Consider the following 21,007-nt stretch of genomic DNA (forward strand, 5'->3'; position numbering starts at 1 on the left):
CTCAGCCGCGCCAACGCACCGCAACGTGCGTACGGTTTGCCAGGGCCTGGTGCCGCCAAATGCGGCTTGCCCACGTCCTGCGCAGGCGGCGTGATCGGCTGGCATGGCAGCCGTGCCGAGCGTGCAGGTAGCGGTGCGCCCTTTCGCCCTTATCTTGAAGCATAGAAACTACATTCATTTTCTGATAAGAGATTACTCCCATGCGCACGCGAGGCTCCGAGTCCTTCATTGTGCTGCCGCTGCTGCCGATCTTCCTGATCGGCCTGTTTCCCATGCTGCTGCTGAGCTTGCTGGGTCCGGCTGGGCTGATCATCCTCGGCATCCTGATTGCCTGCGCAGGTCTGACCGACATTCTGGACGCCAGCGGCACCTTCAGCGAGCAGATCATCGTTCATGGTTATGCGCGAGGATCGGAACGCGCGGGACAACGAACGGCGCTGCGTTCGGAAATCCGCTTTGCGTCGACGATGATTGCTTCCGGCGCCGCCCTGGCGGTTGCGGGCGTTGGTGGCCTGGCTCTGTGGTAGGGGTTCGGCCTTTTCACGAACTTACAGGCGGTCGTTAAGCGGCGGCTAACGGCGGCAGCCGGTACCCTTCTTGTCACCGGTTTCTTCAACGATCACACAGGAATGGCCAGGGTCACCATCGGGATAAGGCACTCCATTCATGACCAGGAAGATGACCGAATGGGCACCGTATAGTCCGGCAGGAAAGCGCATCTTCTCGCGCACGATGTATTCGCCGAGGCTGTTCTGCTTCAAGGCTCCGGAGGCGAGCAGCTGAACGAGCCCGGCCTGCTGCGGCAGCACCTCGTAGCGTATGGCCGGCACACTGCCGACCACCGTCTTGGCGTCGATCTCGATTACGCCGCCCGGCGAGAAGCGGTACATCTCGTCCTTGGCGCGGCTTGGCCCCGCCTGGACGATCACGTTGCTCGCATCGCCGATGACCTTGAGCGTACCCTGCGTCTTCTCGATGATCAGCGGGCCTTTTTTCTGCTCGCGCACCGATTCGATCGCGCCTGACGGCACATTGAAGCCGGCGATGGAGTATTTTGCCGCAACCGTCTGCGGTGCTTTCCCGGTGCCAGCGCGGATCGCCGCTACCGTTTGCAACGAAGCGCTACTCGGCGTCTCGTAGAAATAAGTCAGACAGGTCGACTTGCTAAAGAAGCTGACCTTCTCCTGCGTGATGCCGGTCGCGCCAACCAGCGAACGTTGATTGGCCTCGCCGCTGTTCGGTCCGGTGCGCGAGCTGGTCGTGACCAGACGCTCGACCCGTTCGACCGCGCCGGAGAATTGCCAGATAGTTGGGGAGTAGCTTGCAATCACGAGATAAAGCGGCTCGCTGCCGGGCTCGACCACGACACGGCCTGCATGGACCACGTTGTCCTGCGAGCCGAGCGTAACGCTGGAAAGTGCTTCGGTCTCGTAACTGCTCAGCAGGACGACCTTGGCCTTCTCGGATGCCGCGGGCATTTCACACCCAACGCGCTCCGCGCGCGTGCTATAATCCGCAAGCTCCTGTTGCGAGACGACGCCGTCCTTGTCGGTATCGATCTGGCGGAACAGCGCCTCGCCCGCCGTCTGGTATTCGGCCAGGGTCAATGTCCCCCTCGACGCGCCATCGATCGTCAGCAACTGGCGTGCCCGTTCCGCCTGCCCGCTTGCTCCACGCACCCGATTGCCGGGCGCCCCGAATTTAGCGGCTTCGGCCATGCTGACCTTGCCATCATTGTCGGCATCGAGCGCCACGATTGTTCGCACCATGTGGTCGATCTGCTTCGCGGCGGCGTCGGGGCCGGCGCCAGGAAGCTGCGCCTTGTTGAGCTTGTTGAAGGCGGCAAGGCCGATCTGGACGCGAAGATCATAGCTCATGCCGCGGCGGATTTCGCCCTCGGTGACGAAACCGTCGCCATCCAAGTCGTAACGCATCACCGTGTTGACCGCGTTCGTCCGGACCTGAATGCCTTCCATCACCGTGTGGAGGTCGATGTCGCGTTGGGTGATTTGGCCGTCGGTATCGGCATCGACCACGAAGAAATCGTTGCGGAGCGATTCAAGATATCGATCCAGCACGGTGCCGACAGGGATGCGCTGCAAGAGAAGCTGCTGTGCCGCCGGCGCGGCCTGGGGCTGCCGCGACCAGGCGGGGCTCGCCGCCACACATGCGATGGAGCTGGCCAGGGCAAGGATGGACCGGACGTTTCTGGTTCGTGACATGCGCGACCTCCGTTGCATCCAGCCAATAGGCGCAGGCTGTACCGGGCACAAGCCACTACCCTCTGTTGAAACGCGGCACAGTAAATACTTCTTTGAGGCGGTCCTGCTTTTCGTCCGAATGACATTCACGAAGTCTTCGGTTGCGCTGCTCATGAAACCGCCGCAGATAGATTCCGGCCGCGACGGGAGCCGCGTTGCGCCCGTTTCAAACCACAACAGGAGCTGGAGAGAGTTTATGCTCAAATTCTATTTCAACGGATCGCCCAACCCGACCAAGGTTGCTCTCTTCCTCGAGGAAGCCGGCATCGCCTATGAGCCGGTCGCCGTCGACACCCGCAAGGGCGACCAGTTCAAGCCGGAATATCTCGCCATCAATCCGAACGCCAAGGTGCCGGCCATCGACGATGATGGCGTCACAGTGTTCGACAGCAACGCCATCCTGCTCTACCTCGCGGAAAAGACCGGCAAGTTTCTGCCGGCCAACACGCCGCAAAATCGTGCGCAGACGCTGTCCTGGCTGATGTTCGTGGCGACCGGCGTCGGGCCGTATTCAGGTCAGGCCGTTCACTTCAAGCATTTCGCCCCGAAGGACCAGAACCACGATTACGCCCATAACCGCTATCAGTTCGAGGCGCAGCGCCACTACGCCGTCCTCAACGATCACCTCGCCGGCCGCAAGTATATGGTGGGCGACACCTACACCATCGTCGACATGGCGCTGTGGGGCTGGGCGCGGATGGCCGCGTTCGTGATGGGCGAGGAGGCAGCCGCGAAATATCCCGATGTCAAGCGGCTGGTCGACGAAATCTCGGCTCGGCCGGCCGCCGCCAAGGCGATCGCGCTGAAGGATAATTTCAAGTTCAAGGCAGAGATGGACGACGAGGCGCGCAGCAACATGTTCAAGCATATGTCGGTGAAAGCCGCCTGATCGGGCTGGCGCAGAAAACCTGTAGGGTGGGCAAAGGCGCACTTGCGCCGTGCCCACCTTTTCTTTTCGAAGCATGTCTGAGGCTTGAAGGATGGTGGGCACGCAGAGCCTGTCATCGGGCGCGCATTCGCGCGACCCGGTGGCTCTGCCCACCCTACAAGCCCAGCTCCCCAGCGCCTCTAAGACTTAAACCGCGGCAGCAAGCTTCCGTTCGGCGGGGAACGGCCCGAGCACACGCTCGACCAGCGCGGAGTCGCAGTATTCCTTGATCTCCTTGATCTTGCCGTCCTCGATGCGCCAGACCATGCAGTATTGATTGTCGTATCGAACCCCGTCCTTGGTGACGTTGTCGCCGCGCGCTTCGACCACGACGTAATCACCTTCCGCGATGAAGTTGAAGGCCACCGTGCGCGGGCGCACCGCGAAGAACGAGCGGAAATGGCCCATCAGTCCGCTATTGATCGCCTCACGCCCCTTGAACTCGTGTGACCACGAATATTGCCCGGTGACGATCCAGGTCGCGTCCTCGGCAAGGTTATCGAGAAATGTCGTCCCGCTCCGGTTGGCGGAATCCGTATAGACCTGCTGCACTAGTTTCTTGTTCGCTGCTGCGCTCATCGCGGCTTCTCCTTTGATCCGATGTCGGGATCATCACGCGCCGCGCAGCATTCTTCCAATCAATAGAGACTATGATATATATTCATTCTATGAATTTGAATTCGCTTGACCTCAATCTGCTGGTGGCCCTCGACGCGCTCTTGCGCGAAACCAGCGTCAGCCGCGCCGCGATGCGGATCGGGCTGTCGCAGCCGGCGGCGAGCCACGCGCTGCAGCGGCTGCGCGACCTGATCGGCGATCCGCTGCTGGTTCGAACCGGCGCCCGCATGGAGCTGACGCCGCGCGCGCAAGCCTTACGCGCGCCTCTCGCGCAGGCGCTCGACCAGGTGCGCTCGCTGTTCGTCGCCGATGAGTTCGATGCCGCGAGGAGCGAGCGCCAGTTTCGCCTGATGATGCCCGATCTCGCCGTCGAGCTTCTGATGCCGCCGCTGATGGAAAAAATAACGAAAGTCGCGCCGAACGTCCGGATCGACGTGGTGCCATGGCGGGGTCCTGCGATCTTCACCGCGGAGTTCGCCCGCACCATCGATCTTGTGATCTCGATCGGAAACGCCTTCACCGGTTTCCACCGGCAACGGCTCTATACCGACAGCGATGCGCTAGCGGTTCGGCGCGGTCATCCCGCCGGCGCGCGGCTGAAGCGGATCGAGGCCTTTCTCGACGCGCGCCATGTCGCGGTGGTGATCCGCGGCCAAAGCGAGGACCTGATCGACATGTGGTTGCGCCCTAAGGGCATCGAACGGCGGATCGCGCTGGTCGTGCCCGGCTATCTCGAGGCGCTTCATGTCGCCGCGCGCTCCGATCTCGTCGCCTTCGTGCCGCGCCGCCTGATCGGCGCGCTGTCCAGGCAATTGTCGCTGGCAACCGTCGCGCCACCGCTCGATCCCGGGATCGACGAGCAGTTCATGTTCTACCCAACCCGGGCCCAGATGGACCCCGGTTCGATCTGGCTGCGCAATATCATGCTCGGCATCGGGCGCGAGATGCAGCGCGCCACAAGCAAGACTGCGTAGGTGGGCAAAGGCGCTCTTGCGCCGTGCCCACCGCCTCAAACAAACAACAAGTATGGTGGGCACGCTTCCGTCTTCGCTCTTCGAGCTACGGCGGACAAGTCGCTTTGCCCACCCTACTCATCTGCAAGCTTAAGCCTTCTCCTCAGCCAGCACCGTCGCTACCGCCGGTCGCTCTTCCATCCGCTTGCGATGCGCGACGACCTTTGGCAGCTTGGACAGATCAACGCCGTCGCCCTCCAGCCAGCCCGCGATGGTGTAGAGATAGGGATCGCAGATCGTGTATTGCTCGCCCATTACCCAAGGTCCCCTCAGCATGGCGCGCTCGATCAGGGCAAAGCATGCCGTCATCGTCTCCGGTACCTTGCGCTTCATGTCGGCGAACGACGTCTCCTCGGTCGCCCAGCGCGCCCCGCGCATCTTGTGGGCGTGTGCGACATGCACAGTGGAACAGAGATAGCTGTTGATCGACTGCACCTGCGCGAATTCAAAGGGATCCTGCGGCACGAGCTTCGCGTGCGGAAAGCTCTGCGCAATGAACGCAAGGATCGCCGGCGTCTCGGTCAGCACCCCACTGTCCGTCACCAGGGCGGGCACGCGGCCTTTGGGGTTGATCTTGAGGTAATCCGGACTGTTCTGCTGGTTGTTCTTGAAGTTCAACCGTTCGGCGCTGTAGGGCGCGCCGACCTCTTGGAGCGCGATATGCGATGCGAGTGCGCAAGTGCCGGGAGCGTAGTAGAGCTTGAACATGGCGGTCCTCACGGAGAAAGCCGGAACGTTAACGGCATGCCCTTGCGCCGTCCACCCCAGTAGGTGGAGACCCCCTTTTGGCGCTTAGCTCACCCGCGGCTGCAGCTTACCCTCGATATAAACGCTGACGATCGTATCGTCAGCGGGATAATGCTCGGGCGCCACCGCCGTGAGCTGGGCCTGAATGCATTTCCACGCGCCGTTCTCGAACAGATATGTGTCGGTATAGGTGGTCATCCCTGTCACTTCATTGCCATCGCGGCGGCGGGTGTGCTTGTTGGTGGAACGCACAAGCGCCACGTCTCCGATCACCGTGATGAGTTCATCCCGGACGTCCCAATAGACGATGACCTTGGGGTCAAAGGCCGTCGCCCAGTATTTGAGATAGGTCGCACGATCCCATCGCTGGCCTGTCGGCCAGATATTGATGAAGCAGGGATGCAGAATGGCGTCGTGCGAAGGCACGTCGCAGGTGACGAAATTATGGATGAAGCGGGCGTTCAACGCGCGCAGTTGGTCCATCGTCGCGGCCGATTGATGATCACGCAAGGCATGTTGCATCTCTATCTCCTGGAACTTGAAGGGCCATCTGGCGCGCCTTCTCGGCCGTCGCATTGTCAGCCGGAAAGAAGCATTCGATCTTGATCTGCTGCAGCGCCGCGTCCGTCGGCATGGCCAGCGTCGTGAAGGTCGAAAAGAAAGCCAGGCGATAGTCGCCCTTGGCGAGTTGCATCGTCATGACCGGTGAAGCCGCCTGCGGATGACGCGGCAGCCGCCATTCGGCGGACAGCCCGGGATAGGCCATGATTTCATCAAGCAGTTGCGCCGCGGGCCGGCTGCCTTGCGCGACGTCGCGATGCAGGATCTGGATCAACTGCCGCGCGAACTCGTCCCAGTTCAGCATGAACTGCCGCAAGCCCTTGGGATGAAAAATGACGTGCATGGCATTATCCGCAAAGGAGTTTTCCATCTCGTACGAATCGCGAAACGGCTTGAGCAGGCGCGCTGAGGCCTGATTGCGGATGCGAACGTCCCAGTGCCCGTCGATCACGATCCCCGGATAGGGCTCCTGCTGTCGCAGAATGAAATCCAGCGCCTGCCGCACCGGCTGCAGATTTTCGGCCGCCAGCCCCTTGTCGCCATAGGGCGGCACAAAGCCCGCCGCGACGTGCAGGGCATTCCGCTCCTCGAGCGGCAGGTCGAGCGCGCTGCCGAGCAACTGCACCATCTCGCGGCTCGGCTGCGAGCGGCCGGTCTCCAGAAAGCACAGATGCCGGGCGGACACGTTGGCGTCGGCCGCCAGTTCGATCTGAGTCAGCCGGCGAACGCTTCGCCAGTGCTTCAACAGGCGGCTGAAATGTCCAGCCGGGATTTCGTGCGAGTTCATGCCTGGAGCGCCCATGCCGGACAATCTAGACCATCGCCTCAGAACGGCAATTACCTCCGATGTAAGTGACCAGCCCGGCAATTGCTTGCAGACTGAGCCCCTTGGAGACCGAAGTTCGAGGGAAGCATCGATGGACAACAACGCAATCGAGAAAGTCCTGACGCAGTATATGGCGGCGTGGAACGAGCCGGACGATACGGCCAGACACGCCTTGCTCGAGCAATGCTGGAGCGACGGTGGCGTCTATCTCGATCCGAACGTCTCCCTGGCCGGACGTGACGCGTTGGCGACGAAGATCGGTGAGGTGCTGGCCAGCCGGCCCGGCGCACGGCTGGAGTTCATGAGCGGCATCGATATCCATCACAACATGGTTCGCTTCCTCTGGCGGCTGGTGCGCGCGGACGGAACCTATGGCGATATTTCAATCGACTTCGGCGAGATCGGTCCCGACGGCCGGCTGGTCAAGATCGTCGGGTTCTTCGGCCCGGCCCCTCCTCTCCACTAAACCACCGGGGCTGCGCAGGAGCCGAGCCTTCGCAGTTGCCCCCTGCTTTCCCTCATGCCATGACGCCCGGGAAGCAACAGGGGCGTACCATGACTGTTCTCATCGCGGGCGGCGGCATCGGCGGGCTGACGCTGGCGCTCAGCCTGCACCAGATCGGCGTTCCGGCCAGAATTTTCGAGAGCGTGCCCGAACTGCGGCCGCTCGGCGTCGGCATCAACGTGCTGCCGCATGCGGTGCGCGAATTGATCGAACTCGGTCTGCATAATGCGCTCGATGCGGCAGCCGTGCGCACCAAAGAGCTTGCGTACTTCTCCAAGCACGGCAAGCCAATCTGGAGTGAGCCGCGCGGCATCGAGGCCGGTTACAAATGGCCGCAATTTTCCATCCATCGCGGTACGCTGCAGCAGATTTTGCTCGACGCCGCAATCGAACGGCTGGGAAGAGAGAATATCCTGACCAGCCATCATCTCTCCGGCTGGACCGAAACGGAGAATGGCGTCCGCGCCGAGTTCATCGACAAGGCAATCGGAAAGTCAAAAGGCCACCACGACGGCGTGCTGTTGATAGCGGCGGACGGCATCCATTCGGCGGTCCGCGAAAAACTCTATCCCAACGAAGGCCCGCCGATCTGGAATGGACGCATCCTGTGGCGCGGCATCACCGACAGCGACGCCTTCCTGTCGGGCCGCACCATGATTATGGCCGGCCACGAGATCCTGAAATTCGTCTGCTATCCGATTTCGAAGCAGGCCGACAGCGCCGGCAAGTTCCGGATCAATTGGGTGGCCGAGCGGCACATGCCGCCGACCTATCAATGGCGGCGCGAGGACTATAACCGCACCGCAAAACTCGAAGAATTCCTGCCCTGGTTCAAGGACTGGAAGTTCGACTGGCTCGACGTACCCGGCCTGATCGAGAACTGCCCGCACGCCTACGAATATCCGCTGGTCGATCGCGATCCGATCCCGCAATGGACGTTCGGCCGGGTCACGCTGATGGGCGACGCCGCGCACCCGATGTACCCGATCGGCTCCAATGGTGCGTCGCAGGCAATTCTGGACGCGCGCGTCATCACCCGCGAAATCCTTGCGCACGGCCCGACCAATGCTGCGCTCGTGGCTTATGAAGCGGAACGGCACCCGGCAACGACCGACCTCGTGATGCTCAACCGCCGCAACGGCCCCGAGCAGGTGATGCAGATGGTCGAGGAACGCGCGCCGAACGGCTACAACGTCGTGACCGACGTGCTCTCGCTTCAGGAACTGGAAGACATCGCCGCCAACTACAAGCGCGTTGCCGGCTTCCAGGTCGAGGGGCTCAACGCCAAACCGCCGATCGTCCAGATTATGCGGGAAACGCCGCGGGCTGCGATCTAGCCGGGGCAATCGCCTTCGCCGTCTCGACGAGCCGCGCGCTGGTCGAGGCCGTCGCCAGCACGGTGCCATCTTCGGCCATCAGCCGTCCCTCGACGAAGGCGACGGTCTTGCCGAGCTGCGTGACTTTGGCCTCGCCCGTGATCGACCCCGGCCTGGCCGGCGCCAGAAAATTCACCGTCATGGTGATCGTCGCCGTGTAGAGCCTGCCCTCCGTCATGGCGAAAACCGCCGGCCCCATGGTGTCGTCGAGCATCGCAGAGAGAATGCCGCCCTGCACGAAGCCCGCCGGGTTGCAGAAATCCCGCTTGCCGTCGAAACCGATGCGGATCCAGCCGTCGTTCGGACGCGCGTCGAGCAGGCGCCAGCCGAGCAGTTTGGAAGACGGCGGTAGGTTAAGATTATCGAGAGCAGTCGCGATCATTGGAACCTCCGTGAGGCTCCTTCCTAACGCAGCCCTACTGCCAGCATGATGTCAGCAGCGAGAAGCCTCGCATCTTCAAATGTCCAGCCCGTGCGCGATGGCCTTGCGCATCACATTGGGCAGCGCCTCGTCGGCGAGCGTTGCAATCGGCACCCAGCGCATGCCCGCCGGCGCCCGCACGCGCGCCGCTACATCAGCGGTATAGATCACAAGCTCGAGTGGAAAATGCGTGAACACGTGGGTGACCACGCCAGCCTTGCGGTGCCAGCGCGTCACGCTCTTGAGTTCGGGCGCCTGGTTGAGCGCCGCCCCATCGTCCTGCCCGGCGAGCCAGTCCGAAACAGGTACTTCGGTCATGCCGCCGAGCAGACCCTTTTCCGCCCGAGTGCGAACGAGGAGTTCATCGCCGCGCGTGACGATGAAAGCGGCCCCGCGGCGCAGCGTTCCCGCCTTCTTCAGCGCCTTGCGCGGAAACGTCTCCTGATCGCCGTGCAGGCGAGCGGCGCAATCATCATTCAAGGGGCACAGCGCGCAGGCCGGCTTCTTCGGCGTGCAGATCGAGGCGCCGAGGTCCATCAAGGCTTGCGCGCTGTCGCCGGCACGCGAGGGACCCAGCAGCGTCGACGCCAGTTCCTGAATGCGCGGCTTGGCCTGCTGTAATGGCTCCTCGACCGCGTAAAGCCGCGACACCACCCGCTCGATATTGCCGTCGACCGGCATGGTTCTGATATCGAAAGCGATCGCCGCGATCGCCTTTGCCGTGTAAGGCCCGATCCCCGGCAATCGGCGCAGGCCTTCCTCTGTATCTGGAAACACCCCGCCATGGTCGCGCAGTACGGCGACCGCACAGGCATGCAGATTGCGCGCCCGCGAGTAATAGCCGAGCCCCGCCCACATCCGCAGCACGTCATCCAGCGAGGCGCTGCCGAGCGCAGCGACATCGGGCCAGCGCGCCAGAAATTTCTCGAAATACGGCCCGACCGTTTTGACACCGGTCTGCTGCAGCATGATCTCCGACAGCCAGACCCGGTATGGATCGGCCCGCTCGCCCGCTGCCGCCCGCCATGGCAAGCGACGGCGATGACGGTCGTACCAGTCGAGCAGCAGCGCGGGGCGAGAGGCGCTGTGTTCTGTGGCGGTCTGTTGCTTGCGGGCGGCGAGTGCGGGCACATCCCACCTTAAGATCGGATTCGGGCCATGACCAGAGTTTACAAGCTATAACGCAGCGCGTTATAGTCGGACATGACTCAAAGCTTCGCCGATCCGGAAGCAGAGTTGATCTGGTCCGGCCGGCGGAGCCGAAGACTTCCGGCCGATATTCAGAATGTCGCGCTGAGGAAGCTTCGTCTTTTGAACCAGGCTCGGGTACTCACCGATCTGCGTGTTCCCCCTGGCAATAGGCTTGAAGCTTTGAAGACAAACCGGCACGGCCAGCATTCGATCCGGATCAATGACCAGTGGCGGATATGCTTTGTCTCGCATGAAGGAGGACCGACGCATGTCGAAATCGTCGACTACCACGACTAGGAGCGGGTTGCTTCAAAACCCGCATCCTGGCGAGATCCTACTGGAAGAGTTCCTCAAGCCGATGGGGCTCAGTCAGAACGGACTGGCGCGCGCAGTTCACGTCGCGCCGCGTCGAATCAACGAGATCGTATTGGGCAAGAGGGATATTACTGCCGACACCGACCTGCGGCTGGCGCGCTATTTCGGTTTGTCGGAAGGATTTTTCCTCGGCTTACAGATGGACTACGACCTGATGCAGCGGCGGCGTGAAATCGACCGCGATCTGAAAGCGATTCGTCCGCGCGCGGCGTGACCGCGGCAGTTACCTCGGATAGAGTCGCCGCATGTCCAAACCCGGCCCGATCTCGGCGAAACCGCTTTCCGTCCTGCTCAGCGACGTCTTTTCGGACGCCTATGCCAAGCAGGGTTTTGCCGCGCGCGAGCTGGTGACGCGCTGGGCCGAGATCGCCGGGCCCGAGATCGCCGCCCATTCCGAGCCGCTCAAGATGCAATGGCCGCGGCCGGTGGAAGGGCAGCCGCAGGAACCGGCAACCCTGGTGCTGCGGGTGGAAGGCCCGATGGCGCTGGAGATCCAGCATTCGTCCGACGTGATCCTGCAACGGGTCAACCGCTTTTTCGGGTGGAGCGCGGTCGGCCGGCTGGCGCTGCGGCAGGCGCCGCTGTCGCGCCGAAACCGCCCCGCGCCGCCCCGCGCGCCGGACCCAAAATCGGTGGCGAAGGTCGCCGAAACGTTGTCGGCGGTCGAGGATGAGGAACTGCGCGCCGCGCTGGCCCGGCTCGGCGCCTCGATCAAGCGAAATTGAGCCCGCAGCGCGGCGCGACCGCCACAACCCGCCATTGCCACAACTGGCGTTTCAAGCTAGCGAAGGCTTCTTTTTCACAGTTCTTTCGGGCGTGAACGCGCCATTCGGGAGCAGACGTTGATGATCACGCGCCGCGCCTTCACCGCCGCCCTGTCGCTGACCGGGCTGACTGCCCTCGCCGGCTTCTCGCCGCTGCGGCTGATCACGGATGCGATGGCGCAGGGCCCTGCCGACGTCGCCAAGCCGCAGTCGCTGCCCGACATGGCGCTTGGCCCGGCCAACGCTACGGTCACCATTACGGAATACGCGTCGATGACCTGCCCGCACTGCGCGGCCTTTGCCGAAAAGGTATTCCCGAAGATCAAGTCTGAATTCATCGACAGCGGCAAGATCCGTTACGTGTTCCGCGAATTTCCGCTCGACATCAAGGCGGCCGCAGGCTCGATGCTGGCCCGCTGCATCGCCAAGGACGACGCCCCGAAATACTTCGCCGTGATCGACTTGCTGTTCAAGCAGCAGAACGACTGGGTGATGAAGAACACCACGGAGACTCTGAGCCGGATCGGCAGGCAGGCCGGCCTCACACAGACCCAGGTCGAGGATTGCCTGAAGGATCAGGCGCTGCTCGACAAGATCGCCGCCGACCAGAAATATGCCGCCGAGGTGCTGAAGGTGCAGTCGACGCCGACCTTCTTCATCAACGGCGAGATGATCAAGGGCGAACAGAGCTTCGAGGAGTTCTCGAAGCGCATCAACGCGATGCTGAAAAGCTGATTCGCGCGGCCGGATTCATTCGCGCTCATAAGTCCAGCAAAAGGCGCCACACAAGCGCCTCAAATCCCTTGGGAAAAGCCCCGCGGGGGCGTTGCCCTCCGGCCTCAGCCTCGCCATTGTCGCGGCTCATAAGCGCCGCAACGGGCGGCTCATCCACACTGACATTGCCTTCCATGGTATTGTCACGGCAGGGAGATTCGCGCCCGGCCAACAGAGATTTTGTGTTCATGAAACTTACGCGCCTCCGCCTCCACGGTTTCAAGTCGTTCGTCGAACCCACTGACTTCATGATCGAACCCGGCCTCACCGGCGTGGTCGGACCGAACGGCTGCGGCAAATCGAATCTGGTGGAAGCCTTGCGCTGGGCGATGGGCGAAACCTCGCACAAATCGCTGCGCGCCGCCGACATGGATGCGGTGATCTTCGCCGGCTCCGGCAACCGTCCGGCGCGCAACCACGCCGAAGTTACCATGACGATCGACAATGCCGATCGCACGGCGCCGGCCGCGGTCAATGACAGCCAGGTGCTGGAAATCTCCCGCCGCATCGAGCGCGAGGCCGGCTCGGTCTATCGCATCAACGGCCGCGACGTGCGCGCCCGCGACGTGCAGATCCTGTTTGCCGACGCCGCCACCGGCGCGCGGTCGCCGGCGCTGGTTCACCAGGGCAAGATCGGCGAGATCATTCAGGCCAAGCCCGAGCAGCGCCGCCGCGTGCTGGAAGACGCCGCCGGCGTCGCTGGCCTTCATGCCCGCCGCCACGAGGCCGAGTTGCGGCTGAGGGCGGCCGAAACCAACCTCACCCGCGTCGAGGACGTCATCGGGCAACTCTCCGGCCAGATCGACGGGCTGAAGAAGCAGGCGCGGCAGGCGATCCGGTTCCGCGAAGTTGCGGCCAAGGTGCGCAAGGGTGAGGCCACGCTGTTCCACCTGCGCTGGCTAGAGGCCAATGCCGACGTCGCCGAAGCCGCGCATACGCACGACATCAATGTGCGCGAGATGGCCGAGCGCACCCGCGAGCAGGCTGAAGCTGCGCGCATTCAGGCGATCCGCGCCTCCGAACTACCAGCGTTGCGCGAAGGCGAAGCCCGCGCCGCGGCGGGACTGCAGCGCCTCACCAACGCCCGCGAACAGCTCGATCGCGAGGAAGAGCGCGCCAAGGAGCGTGTCGCCGAGCTCGACCGACGGCTGAATCAGTTTGCCGCCGACATCGCGCGCGAACAGCAGCAGACATCGGACGCCGAGGTCGCACTGCAGCGCCTCGACACCGAGGACGCCGAGCTGAAGGAAGAGATCAAGTCACGCGTCGAAAAGCGCTCCGGCGTCGACGAGCGCGTGTCGGAAGCGGAAGCGACACTGGCTGCCGCCGAGCGCATGTTCGGCGAACTGACCACAGCGCTCGCCGACCTCACCGCCAAGCGCAACCAGTTAGAGGCCGGCGTGCGCACCCATCGCGACCGGCTGGCCCGGCTCGACCAGGAAATCGCCACCGTCCAGGCCGACGAGGAAAAGCTCGCGCAGGAGACCGGCAATCTCGGCGACCTCGACGCGCTCGCCGCCGCCATGGAGACCGCGCAGGAGACGCTGGCGGTATCCGAAGCGGCAGCGCAAGCCAGCGAGACCGGCCACATCGCGGCGCGGCAGAAGCTCGAGGCTTCCCGCGCCCCGCTCACCGAGGCCGAAAAGCGCGTGCAGCGGCTCGAGACCGAAGCGCGCACGATTTCAAAACTCGTCAATGTCGAGACCAAGAATCTGTGGCCGCCGATCATCGACGGCGTCACCGTCGCCAAGGGCTATGAGAAGGCGCTCGGCGCTGTCCTCGGCGACGATCTTGACGCGCCCGTCGATCCCTCCGCGCCGATGCGCTGGACCAATGCCGGTGCAAGCTTCGACGATCCAGCCCTGCCGGACGGCGTGGAGGCGTTGGCTGCGCATGTCGAGGCGCCGCCCGAACTGGCGCGCCGTCTCGCGCAAATCGGCGTCGTGCCGAAGGAGCGCGGCGCTGAGTTCGTTTCGCAATTGAAGACCGGCCAGCGGCTGGTCTCGCTGGAAGGCGACGTCTGGCGCTGGGACGGCTTTGTCGCCGCCGCGCATGCGCCGACCGGCGCCGCTCGGCGTCTCGCCGAACGCGCCCGCCTGGTCGATATCGAACATGAGCTGGAACAGGCCCGCGCCGACGCCGCCGCCAAGCGGCAGGCGCTGGAAGGCGCCGAGGCGGAACTGAAGATGGCATCCGCCGCCGAAACCGCCGCCCGCGAGGCCTGGCGGGCCGCGCAGCGCGAGGCCGATGCGGCGCGCGAACGCCATGCCGCGACCGAGCGCGAGATCAATCGCCACGCCGCGCGCAAATCCGCGCTGACCGAAGCCCATACCCGCCTTGCCGCCGATCGCAGCGAGGCCGAGGCCGCGCATGAGAGCGCCACTGCCGCGCTGACCGAACTGCCGCCGACGGATGAGACGGAAGCGAAACTTAGCGCCGTTCGCACCGAGATCGACGGACACCGCCGCTTTGCCGCGCAGGTGCGGGCCGAAGCCCAGGCGCTGGCGCGCGAAGCAGAGCTGGCCGACAAGCGCGTGCAGGCGATCACGGCTGAACGCACCGAATGGCAGAACCGCAAGCAAAGCTCGGCCTCGCAGGTCGCCACCGTCGAAGCGCGCATCACCGAAGTGACCGCCGAGCGCGCCGAGCTTGAGAATGCGCCGGCTCTGTTTGCCGAAAAGCGCCGCGCGCTGATCAACGAAATCGAATCGGCCGAAGGCGCCCGCCGCGTCGCCGCGGACGCACTGGCCGCCGCTGAAAGCCTGATGGCGGAAACCGACCGCGAAGCCAAAGCCTCGCTCGAAGCCCTCTCCTCTGCCCGCGAAGCCTGCGGCCGCGCCGAAGAGCGCATGGAAGGCACCAAGCGCCGGCTCGCCGACATCGAGCGCGAAATTCACGACATGCTCGAAGTCGAGCCGCATGCCGTAGCTGGGCTCGCCGAGATCGAGCCTGGCGCGGAACTGCCGCCGCTCAACGAGATCGAGGAAAGCCTCGAAAAACTGCGCCGCGACCGCGAGCGGCTTGGCGCCGTCAATCTGCGCGCCGAGGAAGAATTGCGCGAGGTCGAGACCCAGCACACGGCGCTCACCACCGAACGCGACGATCTGGTCGAAGCCATCAAGCGGCTGCGCCAGGGCATCCAGAGCCTCAACAAGGAAGCCCGCGAGCGGCTGTTGACCTCGTTCGAGACCGTCAACGAGCACTTCAAGCGGCTGTTCGTCGAACTGTTCGGCGGCGGCGAAGCGGCGCTTCATCTGATCGAGAGCGACGATCCGCTGGAAGCCGGCCTCGAAATCATCGCCAAACCGCCCGGCAAGAAGCCGCAGACGCTGTCGCTGCTTTCGGGCGGCGAGCAGGCGCTGACGGCGCTGGCGCTGATCTTCGCGGTGTTCCTCACCAACCCGTCGCCGATCTGCGTGCTGGACGAAGTCGACGCGCCGCTCGACGACCACAATGTGGAGCGGTTCTGCAACCTGCTGCACGAGATGACCTCGTCAACGGAAACCCGCTTCATCATCATCACGCACAACCCGATCACGATGGCGCGGATGAACCGGCTGTTCGGCGTTACCATGGCCGAACGCGGCGTCTCGCAACTGGTCTCGGTCGGCCTCGACGACGCCGTGAAGATTTTGGATCAGAACGTGGCGTGAGGGGCGCTGCCTCACCCTGTTGACGTCATCATCCGCGAAGGCGGATGATCCAGTACGCCGTGCTGTCTGTGGAACCTTCAACCGTCTCGGCGTACGGGATGCCCCGCCTTCGCGGGGCATGACGGCAGATAGATGACTTCACCCGACCTACCCGCCGAACTGAAGGCGGCCCTCGACGGCAAGTTGCGCGGCTTCTCGCGCAACGAGGCCGCCGGCCGCGCCGCATCGATCTCTCAGATCTACCGCAGCGGCGGCGGCTCCACGACCATCCGCTCAGAGACGGACGCGCTCGCCTATGCGCTGGCGCGGATGCCCGCAACCTATGCCGCGGTCACTGCCAGCCTGAACGCAACAATCGAGAACAGACCTGAATTCACCCCAAAGACCCTGCTCGACGTCGGCGCCGGGCCGGGCACGGCCACATGGGCTGCGGCCGAAGCATTCCCGTCGCTGACGGACTTCACGCTGCTGGACGCCAACGACGCGCTGCGCACGCTGGCGCTGGACCTTGCCCGCGACAGCACCCGGCTGCGCGGCATCGCTTATGAACGTGGCGAAGCCGGCGCCGCGCTTGCCAAAGCGGATACGGCAGACCTTGTTGTGGCGAGCTACATGATCGGCGAGCTCGGCGAAGCCAAGCAACGCGCGCTCGCCGAACTGTTGTGGCAGAAGACCCACGACACGCTGCTCGTGGTCGAACCCGGCACGCCCGCCGGCTACGCCCGGATCATTGCGCTGCGCGCGCACCTGATCGCCCTTGGCGCGCATGTCGTCGCCCCCTGCCCGCACGACAGACAATGCCCGCTTCAGGCCCCGGACTGGTGCCATTTCACCCAACGCCTGCAGCGGTCGCGCGCGCACAAGCAGGTCAAGGGCGCGGAGCTGCCGTACGAGGACGAGAAATTCGCTTATGTGGCGCTGACGCGCGCGCCGGTTGACGATCGGCGATTTTCCCGCGTGCTGGCGCAACCGATCATCAGCAAGATCGAAATAACCGCCAAGCTCTGCACGCCGGAAGGTCTCTCCTTTACGAAAGTGCCTCGCCGCGCCAAGGCGGGTTATGCCCGTGCGCGCCGCTGGCGGTGGGGCGATGCGGTGAGAGAAGAGAGCTGATCTGGATATCGGTCTCGTGCCCCGGATGCTGCGCAGCGCGCCGCACTTGCGGCGTGGTGCGTTGCTGATCCGGGGCCCATCTCTACCGGCGCGGTGGGTCGGGCTCTGCGGTGCACCGTCAAAGAGACGCTGCACCGCGTCCGGGACACGCAAACCGACACAAATCCGGCCTTGAACTTATCCCGTACCATTTCCGACTAACGCTATACCCACCTCGCAGGCGGGCTGCCGCACGCCCGGTTTTTCGTCTAGTTTCCCTGCCTCTTCGTCCCACAGGAGTTGTCTGCATGTCGACCGGCTGGATCGTTCTCGGCGTCATCGTCATCATCGTGCTGTTTGCGTTCGCTGCGTATAACCGCCTGGTCGCGCTCAGCCAGCGCGTCGGCCAGGCCTTTGCCGACATCGACGTGCAGCTCAAGCAGCGCCACGACCTGATCCCGAACCTGGTCGAGACCGTGAAGGGCTACGCTTCGCACGAGCGCGGCACGCTCGACGACGTTATCAAGGCGCGCAATTCCGCGATGTCGGCGCAGGGGCCGGCGCAAGTCTCCGCGGCAGAGAACCAGTTGAGCGGCGCGCTCGGTCGCCTGATCGCGTTGTCGGAGGCCTATCCGGACCTCAAGGCCAACGCCAATTTCCAGCAGCTCGCTAGCGAACTCTCCGACCTCGAAAACAAGATCGCGGCCAGCCGCCGCTTCTTCAACAACGCGGTCCAGGAATACAACACCGGCATCCAGCAGCTTCCCGCGGCGCTGTTCGCCGGCATGTTCGGCTTCACCCGCAAGGAATTCTTCGACCTCGGCGCCAGCCGCACCGAAGTCGAGACGGTGCCGAGCGTGAAGTTCTGATCGATATGGTACTCCGCTTTCCCCGTCATTCCGGGGCGATGCAAAGCATCGAACTACGATGTGCAATTGCACATCGGAGAATCTCCTCTCCCCAAGGAATCTCAAGATTCCACAATGTGCAATTGCACATTGGGGTTCACGCCGTTGGCGTGCCCCGGAATGACGAGGGATAGCCCATCATGGCCGCGTATGGTCTATACACGCATATCGCATCGAACAAGTTTCGTTCGATGCTGATGCTCGCCGGCCTGTTTCTATTGATCTACGTGCTGGTCTTTGCCGGCGCGCTGGTTGCGGAAGTGGTGCTCAACGGCGGTGCTTCACTCAACTATTATCTGACGCGCGCCTCGCGCGACCTGATCGCAGCTTTCCCCTACGCCACGATTATCGCCGCCTTGTGGATCGTGATCGCCTATTTCTTCCACCAGAACATGATCGACGCCGTGACCGGCGGCGCGAGCGTGACGCGGCAGCAACAGCCGCGGCTCTATAATCTGCTGGAAAACCTTTGCATCTCGCGCGGGATCCCGATGCCGAAACTGAAGGTGATGGACAGCCCGGCGCTGAACGCCTTCGCCACCGGCCTCAACCGGCGGCAATATTCCATTACGGTGACGTCGGGCCTTCTGCAGGCGCTCAACGACCAGGAGATCGAGGCCGTGCTCGGCCACGAGCTCACGCATATCCGCAATGGCGACGTGCAGTTGATGGTAGTCGCCGTCATTATCGCCGGCGTGGTCGGCTTTTTCGGCGAATTGTTCTTTCGCATGTTCACTAACCTGTCGTGGAATTCGAGCGGCAGGGACTGGTCGTCATCGTCTTCGTCATCATCGTCCTCTTCGTCGTCGTCCGATCGCGGCAAGGGGGGCGGCGGCGCAATCATCGCCATCATCATTGCGGTGGTGCTGATCCTGCTGGCCTGGCTGTTGTCGCAGGTCGTCAAGCTGGCGCTATCGCGGTCGCGCGAACTGTTGGCCGACGCCGGCTCGGTCGAACTGACCAAGAACCCCGACGCCATGATCACGGCGCTGCGCAAGATCGAAAATCGCGGCGAACTACCCGGCGCGACGTCTGCAGTCATGGAGCTCTGTGTCGACAATCCGCGCGAAGGCTTTGCCGACCTGTTCGCGACCCATCCGTCGGTGGATGCGCGCGTCAAGGCGCTGGTGCAGTTTGCCGGCGGCCGTGATCCCGGCCCGCTCGCCCTCCCGTCGGATATGGCAGCTGAACCCGATGAGTCGAAGGAATCGCCCACGGAGCAACTCCAACCGCCGGTTCCCCGCGGCCTGTGGAGCGACGCCAGCGAGCCCGCCCGCGTTCCGGACGCGCGCCCCGGCTGCCTGGACGGCCCTTGGGGCCCGCACCGCTAAACGGCTGTCCTGCCGACGCGCCGGATTAACGAATTCCGTGCGGAATAATGGCGACGGCCGTCTAATGAATTGAATTCTCCCTTGTTTCTGCCATGTTCGCGCCCAAAGCAGGGAATGGGGCATGCCGGCCGCTCCCGCGGTCGGAACTGCTGTTTCAAGGGAATTCCATGGCAAAGCCAGTCGTGATTGTGGTGGGCGCCGATAAGGGCGGGGTCGGGAAGACGACCGTGTCGCGGACGCTCCTGGACTATTTCAGCGCCAACAACGTGCCGACCCGGGCATTCGACACCGAATCGCCGCGCGGCACCCTGAAGCGCTTCCACCCGGATATTACCGAGATCGTTGACATGACGACGACCTCGGATCAGATGAAGATCTTCGACACGCTGAACGCGGTCAGTCCCTCGGTCACCGTGATCGACGTCCGCGCCGGACTGCTGTCGCCGGCACTGGCTTCGCTCCGCGACATCGGCTTTCTCGATGCGGCGAAGGCGGGACAGATCACCTTCTCCGTGTTCCATATACTGGGCCCCTCGATCGCCTCGCTGGACGAAATCGCCGAGACCGCGAACTTCATGCAGGGCGCCAAATATTACCTGGTGAAGAACTTCATCAACGACACCCAGTTCTTCCAGTGGGACCAGTCGACCTACAATTCCTATTTCCACCGCATCAAGGACGCCACCGAACTCACGATCCCCAAGCTCAATGAAATGGCCTACGAGCAGGTCGAGGTCTCCTCGGTGCCGTTCCTCAAATTCGTCGCCAACAAGGGCAAGGACGACGAGGCCGCGAACTACTCGTTCGTGCTGCGCGGCTATGTCCGGCACTGGCTCGCCAACGTCTGGAGCGAGTTCGACCGCATCAAGCTGACCGATCTCGTCGGCGCCAAGCCTGGCGTGCGCGGCGGCGAAAAATAGTCGGATAGCCGCCGCGACGGGGCTGGATTAGGCGGAAAATTCCTTTGATATAGCGGGTGATGAGCTCCACGCCTGTCTACATCATCTGCTCGCCCCGGCCGCTGGTCGGGAAGACGCTGCTCGCGCGTCTGTTGAGCGAGTTCCTGCTGCTGAAGGATGGGACGGTATCTTCCTTCGACATCAACTTGAAGGAACCATCGCTGCTCGAGTATCTGCCGCGCATCACTGAGACGGCCGACGTGGTGGACACCTATGGCAAGATGCAGCTCATGGATCACCTGATCGTCAACGACGGTATCGCCAAGGTGATCGACCTCGGCTTTCATGCGTTCGACGAGTTCTTCAAGATGATCAACGAGATTGGCTTCCTGAAGGAGGCCGCGCGGCGTGGCGTCGCGCCGATCATCCTGTTCGTTGCCGATACCGACCGCGTTTCCGCGCGCGCCTATTCGACGTTACGGGAGCAGATCCCGCTGAACGCGCTGATTGCGGTCGACAACGAGTACGTGGTGCGTGGCGAACTGCCCGAGGCGATGGGTTTGGGGCGGGTGCTGCGCATATCGGCGCTGCCCTCGTTCCTGAAGACCTATATCGACCGCCTGACCTTTTCCTTTACCGACTATTTGCGCAACGAGCGGGATACGTCGACCGAGCTGCACCAGTGGATCCGCAGGAACTACACCAGTTTTCGCGAGCTCGAGTTCAGCCTGCTCCCGCAGCGGCAGTGAAGTCCGCGCCGCGAC

The 21,007-nt window shown here is 63.4% G+C and carries 22 protein-coding genes; 15 read left to right on the plus strand and 7 right to left on the minus strand.

Annotated elements, in window-relative coordinates; genetic code table 11:
• The first annotated feature begins 230 nt into the window (after positions 1 to 230).
• Positions 231 to 527 carry a hypothetical protein gene (locus tag IVA95_RS02035; protein WP_247508977.1) on the plus strand — a complete coding sequence of 99 codons (297 nt, stop codon included), beginning with the start codon at positions 231 to 233 and terminating at the stop codon, positions 525 to 527.
• Between the two features lie 45 nt (positions 528 to 572).
• On the opposite strand, the gene IVA95_RS02040 is transcribed toward IVA95_RS02035, so the two are convergent.
• Entirely contained in the window at positions 573 to 2,222 is a 1,650-nt protein-coding gene (locus IVA95_RS02040) for an EF-hand domain-containing protein (RefSeq protein ID WP_247508978.1), read from the minus strand.
• 235 nt (positions 2,223 to 2,457) lie between these two features.
• On the opposite strand from IVA95_RS02040, the gene IVA95_RS02045 reads away from it, so the two are divergent.
• Positions 2,458 to 3,150 carry a glutathione S-transferase N-terminal domain-containing protein gene (locus IVA95_RS02045; RefSeq protein ID WP_247508979.1) on the plus strand — a complete coding sequence of 231 codons (693 nt, stop codon included), beginning with the start codon at positions 2,458 to 2,460 and terminating at the stop codon, positions 3,148 to 3,150.
• A 186-nt stretch (positions 3,151 to 3,336) separates the two neighbouring features.
• Here the strand turns inward: IVA95_RS02045 and IVA95_RS02050 are convergent, their stop codons facing one another.
• A complete protein-coding gene (locus tag IVA95_RS02050) occupies positions 3,337 to 3,768 on the minus strand; it encodes a nuclear transport factor 2 family protein (RefSeq protein WP_247508980.1) in 432 nt (143 codons plus the stop codon).
• Positions 3,769 to 3,857: 89 nt separating this feature from the next.
• Here IVA95_RS02050 and IVA95_RS02055 point away from each other — a divergent pair, with 89 nt between their 5' ends.
• On the plus strand, positions 3,858 to 4,781 hold the full coding sequence (locus IVA95_RS02055) for a LysR family transcriptional regulator (protein ID WP_247508981.1): 924 nt from the start codon (positions 3,858 to 3,860) through the stop codon (positions 4,779 to 4,781).
• 129 nt (positions 4,782 to 4,910) lie between these two features.
• Here IVA95_RS02055 and IVA95_RS02060 read toward each other — a convergent pair whose 3' ends face one another.
• From IVA95_RS02060 to IVA95_RS02070, 3 genes are all read right to left on the minus strand, one after another.
• Entirely contained in the window at positions 4,911 to 5,528 is a 618-nt protein-coding gene (locus tag IVA95_RS02060) for a glutathione S-transferase (RefSeq protein WP_247508982.1), read from the minus strand.
• An 84-nt stretch (positions 5,529 to 5,612) separates the two neighbouring features.
• Positions 5,613 to 6,089, minus strand: a complete 477-nt coding sequence (locus tag IVA95_RS02065; RefSeq protein ID WP_247508983.1) for a nuclear transport factor 2 family protein — start codon at positions 6,087 to 6,089, stop codon at positions 5,613 to 5,615.
• Positions 6,070 to 6,915: a helix-turn-helix transcriptional regulator gene (locus tag IVA95_RS02070; RefSeq protein WP_247508984.1), complete on the minus strand. Its 846-nt coding sequence runs from the start codon at positions 6,913 to 6,915 to the stop codon at positions 6,070 to 6,072. Before IVA95_RS02070 ends, IVA95_RS02065 begins: the two co-directional genes overlap by 20 nt.
• 130 nt (positions 6,916 to 7,045) lie before the next feature.
• Here IVA95_RS02070 and IVA95_RS02075 point away from each other — a divergent pair, with 130 nt between their 5' ends.
• Both IVA95_RS02075 and IVA95_RS02080 read left to right on the plus strand, forming a co-directional pair.
• Positions 7,046 to 7,420, plus strand: a complete 375-nt coding sequence (locus IVA95_RS02075) for a nuclear transport factor 2 family protein (protein ID WP_247508985.1) — start codon at positions 7,046 to 7,048, stop codon at positions 7,418 to 7,420.
• A gap of 89 nt (positions 7,421 to 7,509) precedes the next feature.
• The gene (locus tag IVA95_RS02080) at positions 7,510 to 8,796 is read left to right on the plus strand and encodes a flavin-dependent oxidoreductase (RefSeq protein ID WP_247508986.1); all 1,287 of its coding nucleotides are present in this window, start codon (positions 7,510 to 7,512) and stop codon (positions 8,794 to 8,796) included.
• On the opposite strand, the gene IVA95_RS02085 is transcribed toward IVA95_RS02080, so the two are convergent.
• Positions 8,765 to 9,217 (minus strand): PaaI family thioesterase, encoded by a 453-nt coding sequence (locus IVA95_RS02085; protein ID WP_247508987.1) that lies wholly within the window; start codon positions 9,215 to 9,217, stop codon positions 8,765 to 8,767. The two genes, IVA95_RS02080 and IVA95_RS02085, sit on opposite strands and share 32 nt — an antisense overlap.
• A 75-nt stretch (positions 9,218 to 9,292) precedes the next feature.
• Positions 9,293 to 10,387 carry an A/G-specific adenine glycosylase gene (gene mutY, locus IVA95_RS02090; protein ID WP_247508988.1) on the minus strand — a complete coding sequence of 365 codons (1,095 nt, stop codon included), beginning with the start codon at positions 10,385 to 10,387 and terminating at the stop codon, positions 9,293 to 9,295.
• Between the two features lie 72 nt (positions 10,388 to 10,459).
• On the opposite strand from mutY, the gene IVA95_RS02095 reads away from it, so the two are divergent.
• From IVA95_RS02095 to IVA95_RS02140, 10 genes are all read left to right on the plus strand, one after another.
• The gene (locus IVA95_RS02095; protein WP_247508989.1) at positions 10,460 to 10,744 is read left to right on the plus strand and encodes a type II toxin-antitoxin system RelE/ParE family toxin; all 285 of its coding nucleotides are present in this window, start codon (positions 10,460 to 10,462) and stop codon (positions 10,742 to 10,744) included.
• Complete coding sequence (locus IVA95_RS02100) at positions 10,716 to 11,036, plus strand: HigA family addiction module antitoxin (protein WP_065751481.1); 321 nt, start codon at positions 10,716 to 10,718, stop codon at positions 11,034 to 11,036. Before IVA95_RS02095 ends, IVA95_RS02100 begins: the two co-directional genes overlap by 29 nt.
• A gap of 31 nt (positions 11,037 to 11,067) precedes the next feature.
• On the plus strand, positions 11,068 to 11,547 hold the full coding sequence (locus tag IVA95_RS02105; RefSeq protein ID WP_247508990.1) for a DciA family protein: 480 nt from the start codon (positions 11,068 to 11,070) through the stop codon (positions 11,545 to 11,547).
• A 117-nt stretch (positions 11,548 to 11,664) separates the two neighbouring features.
• Entirely contained in the window at positions 11,665 to 12,321 is a 657-nt protein-coding gene (locus IVA95_RS02110; protein WP_213252211.1) for a DsbA family protein, read from the plus strand.
• Between the two features lie 227 nt (positions 12,322 to 12,548).
• Complete coding sequence (smc, locus tag IVA95_RS02115; RefSeq protein ID WP_247508991.1) at positions 12,549 to 16,013, plus strand: chromosome segregation protein SMC; 3,465 nt, start codon at positions 12,549 to 12,551, stop codon at positions 16,011 to 16,013.
• 132 nt (positions 16,014 to 16,145) lie between these two features.
• Complete coding sequence (locus IVA95_RS02120) at positions 16,146 to 17,126, plus strand: small ribosomal subunit Rsm22 family protein (RefSeq protein WP_247508992.1); 981 nt, start codon at positions 16,146 to 16,148, stop codon at positions 17,124 to 17,126.
• Positions 17,127 to 17,413: 287 nt separating this feature from the next.
• Complete coding sequence (locus IVA95_RS02125; protein ID WP_213252208.1) at positions 17,414 to 17,974, plus strand: LemA family protein; 561 nt, start codon at positions 17,414 to 17,416, stop codon at positions 17,972 to 17,974.
• 179 nt (positions 17,975 to 18,153) lie between these two features.
• The gene (locus IVA95_RS02130) at positions 18,154 to 19,344 is read left to right on the plus strand and encodes a M48 family metallopeptidase (protein ID WP_247508993.1); all 1,191 of its coding nucleotides are present in this window, start codon (positions 18,154 to 18,156) and stop codon (positions 19,342 to 19,344) included.
• Between the two features lie 167 nt (positions 19,345 to 19,511).
• Complete coding sequence (locus IVA95_RS02135; RefSeq protein ID WP_247508994.1) at positions 19,512 to 20,264, plus strand: hypothetical protein; 753 nt, start codon at positions 19,512 to 19,514, stop codon at positions 20,262 to 20,264.
• 59 nt (positions 20,265 to 20,323) lie between these two features.
• Positions 20,324 to 20,992, plus strand: coding sequence for a hypothetical protein (locus IVA95_RS02140; RefSeq protein WP_247508995.1), 669 nt, complete (start codon positions 20,324 to 20,326; stop codon positions 20,990 to 20,992).
• Positions 20,993 to 21,007: the final 15 nt, after the last annotated feature.

It is taken from the genome of Bradyrhizobium sp. 157, assembly GCF_023073815.1.
In the GTDB taxonomy this organism is placed as follows: domain Bacteria; phylum Pseudomonadota; class Alphaproteobacteria; order Rhizobiales; family Xanthobacteraceae; genus Bradyrhizobium.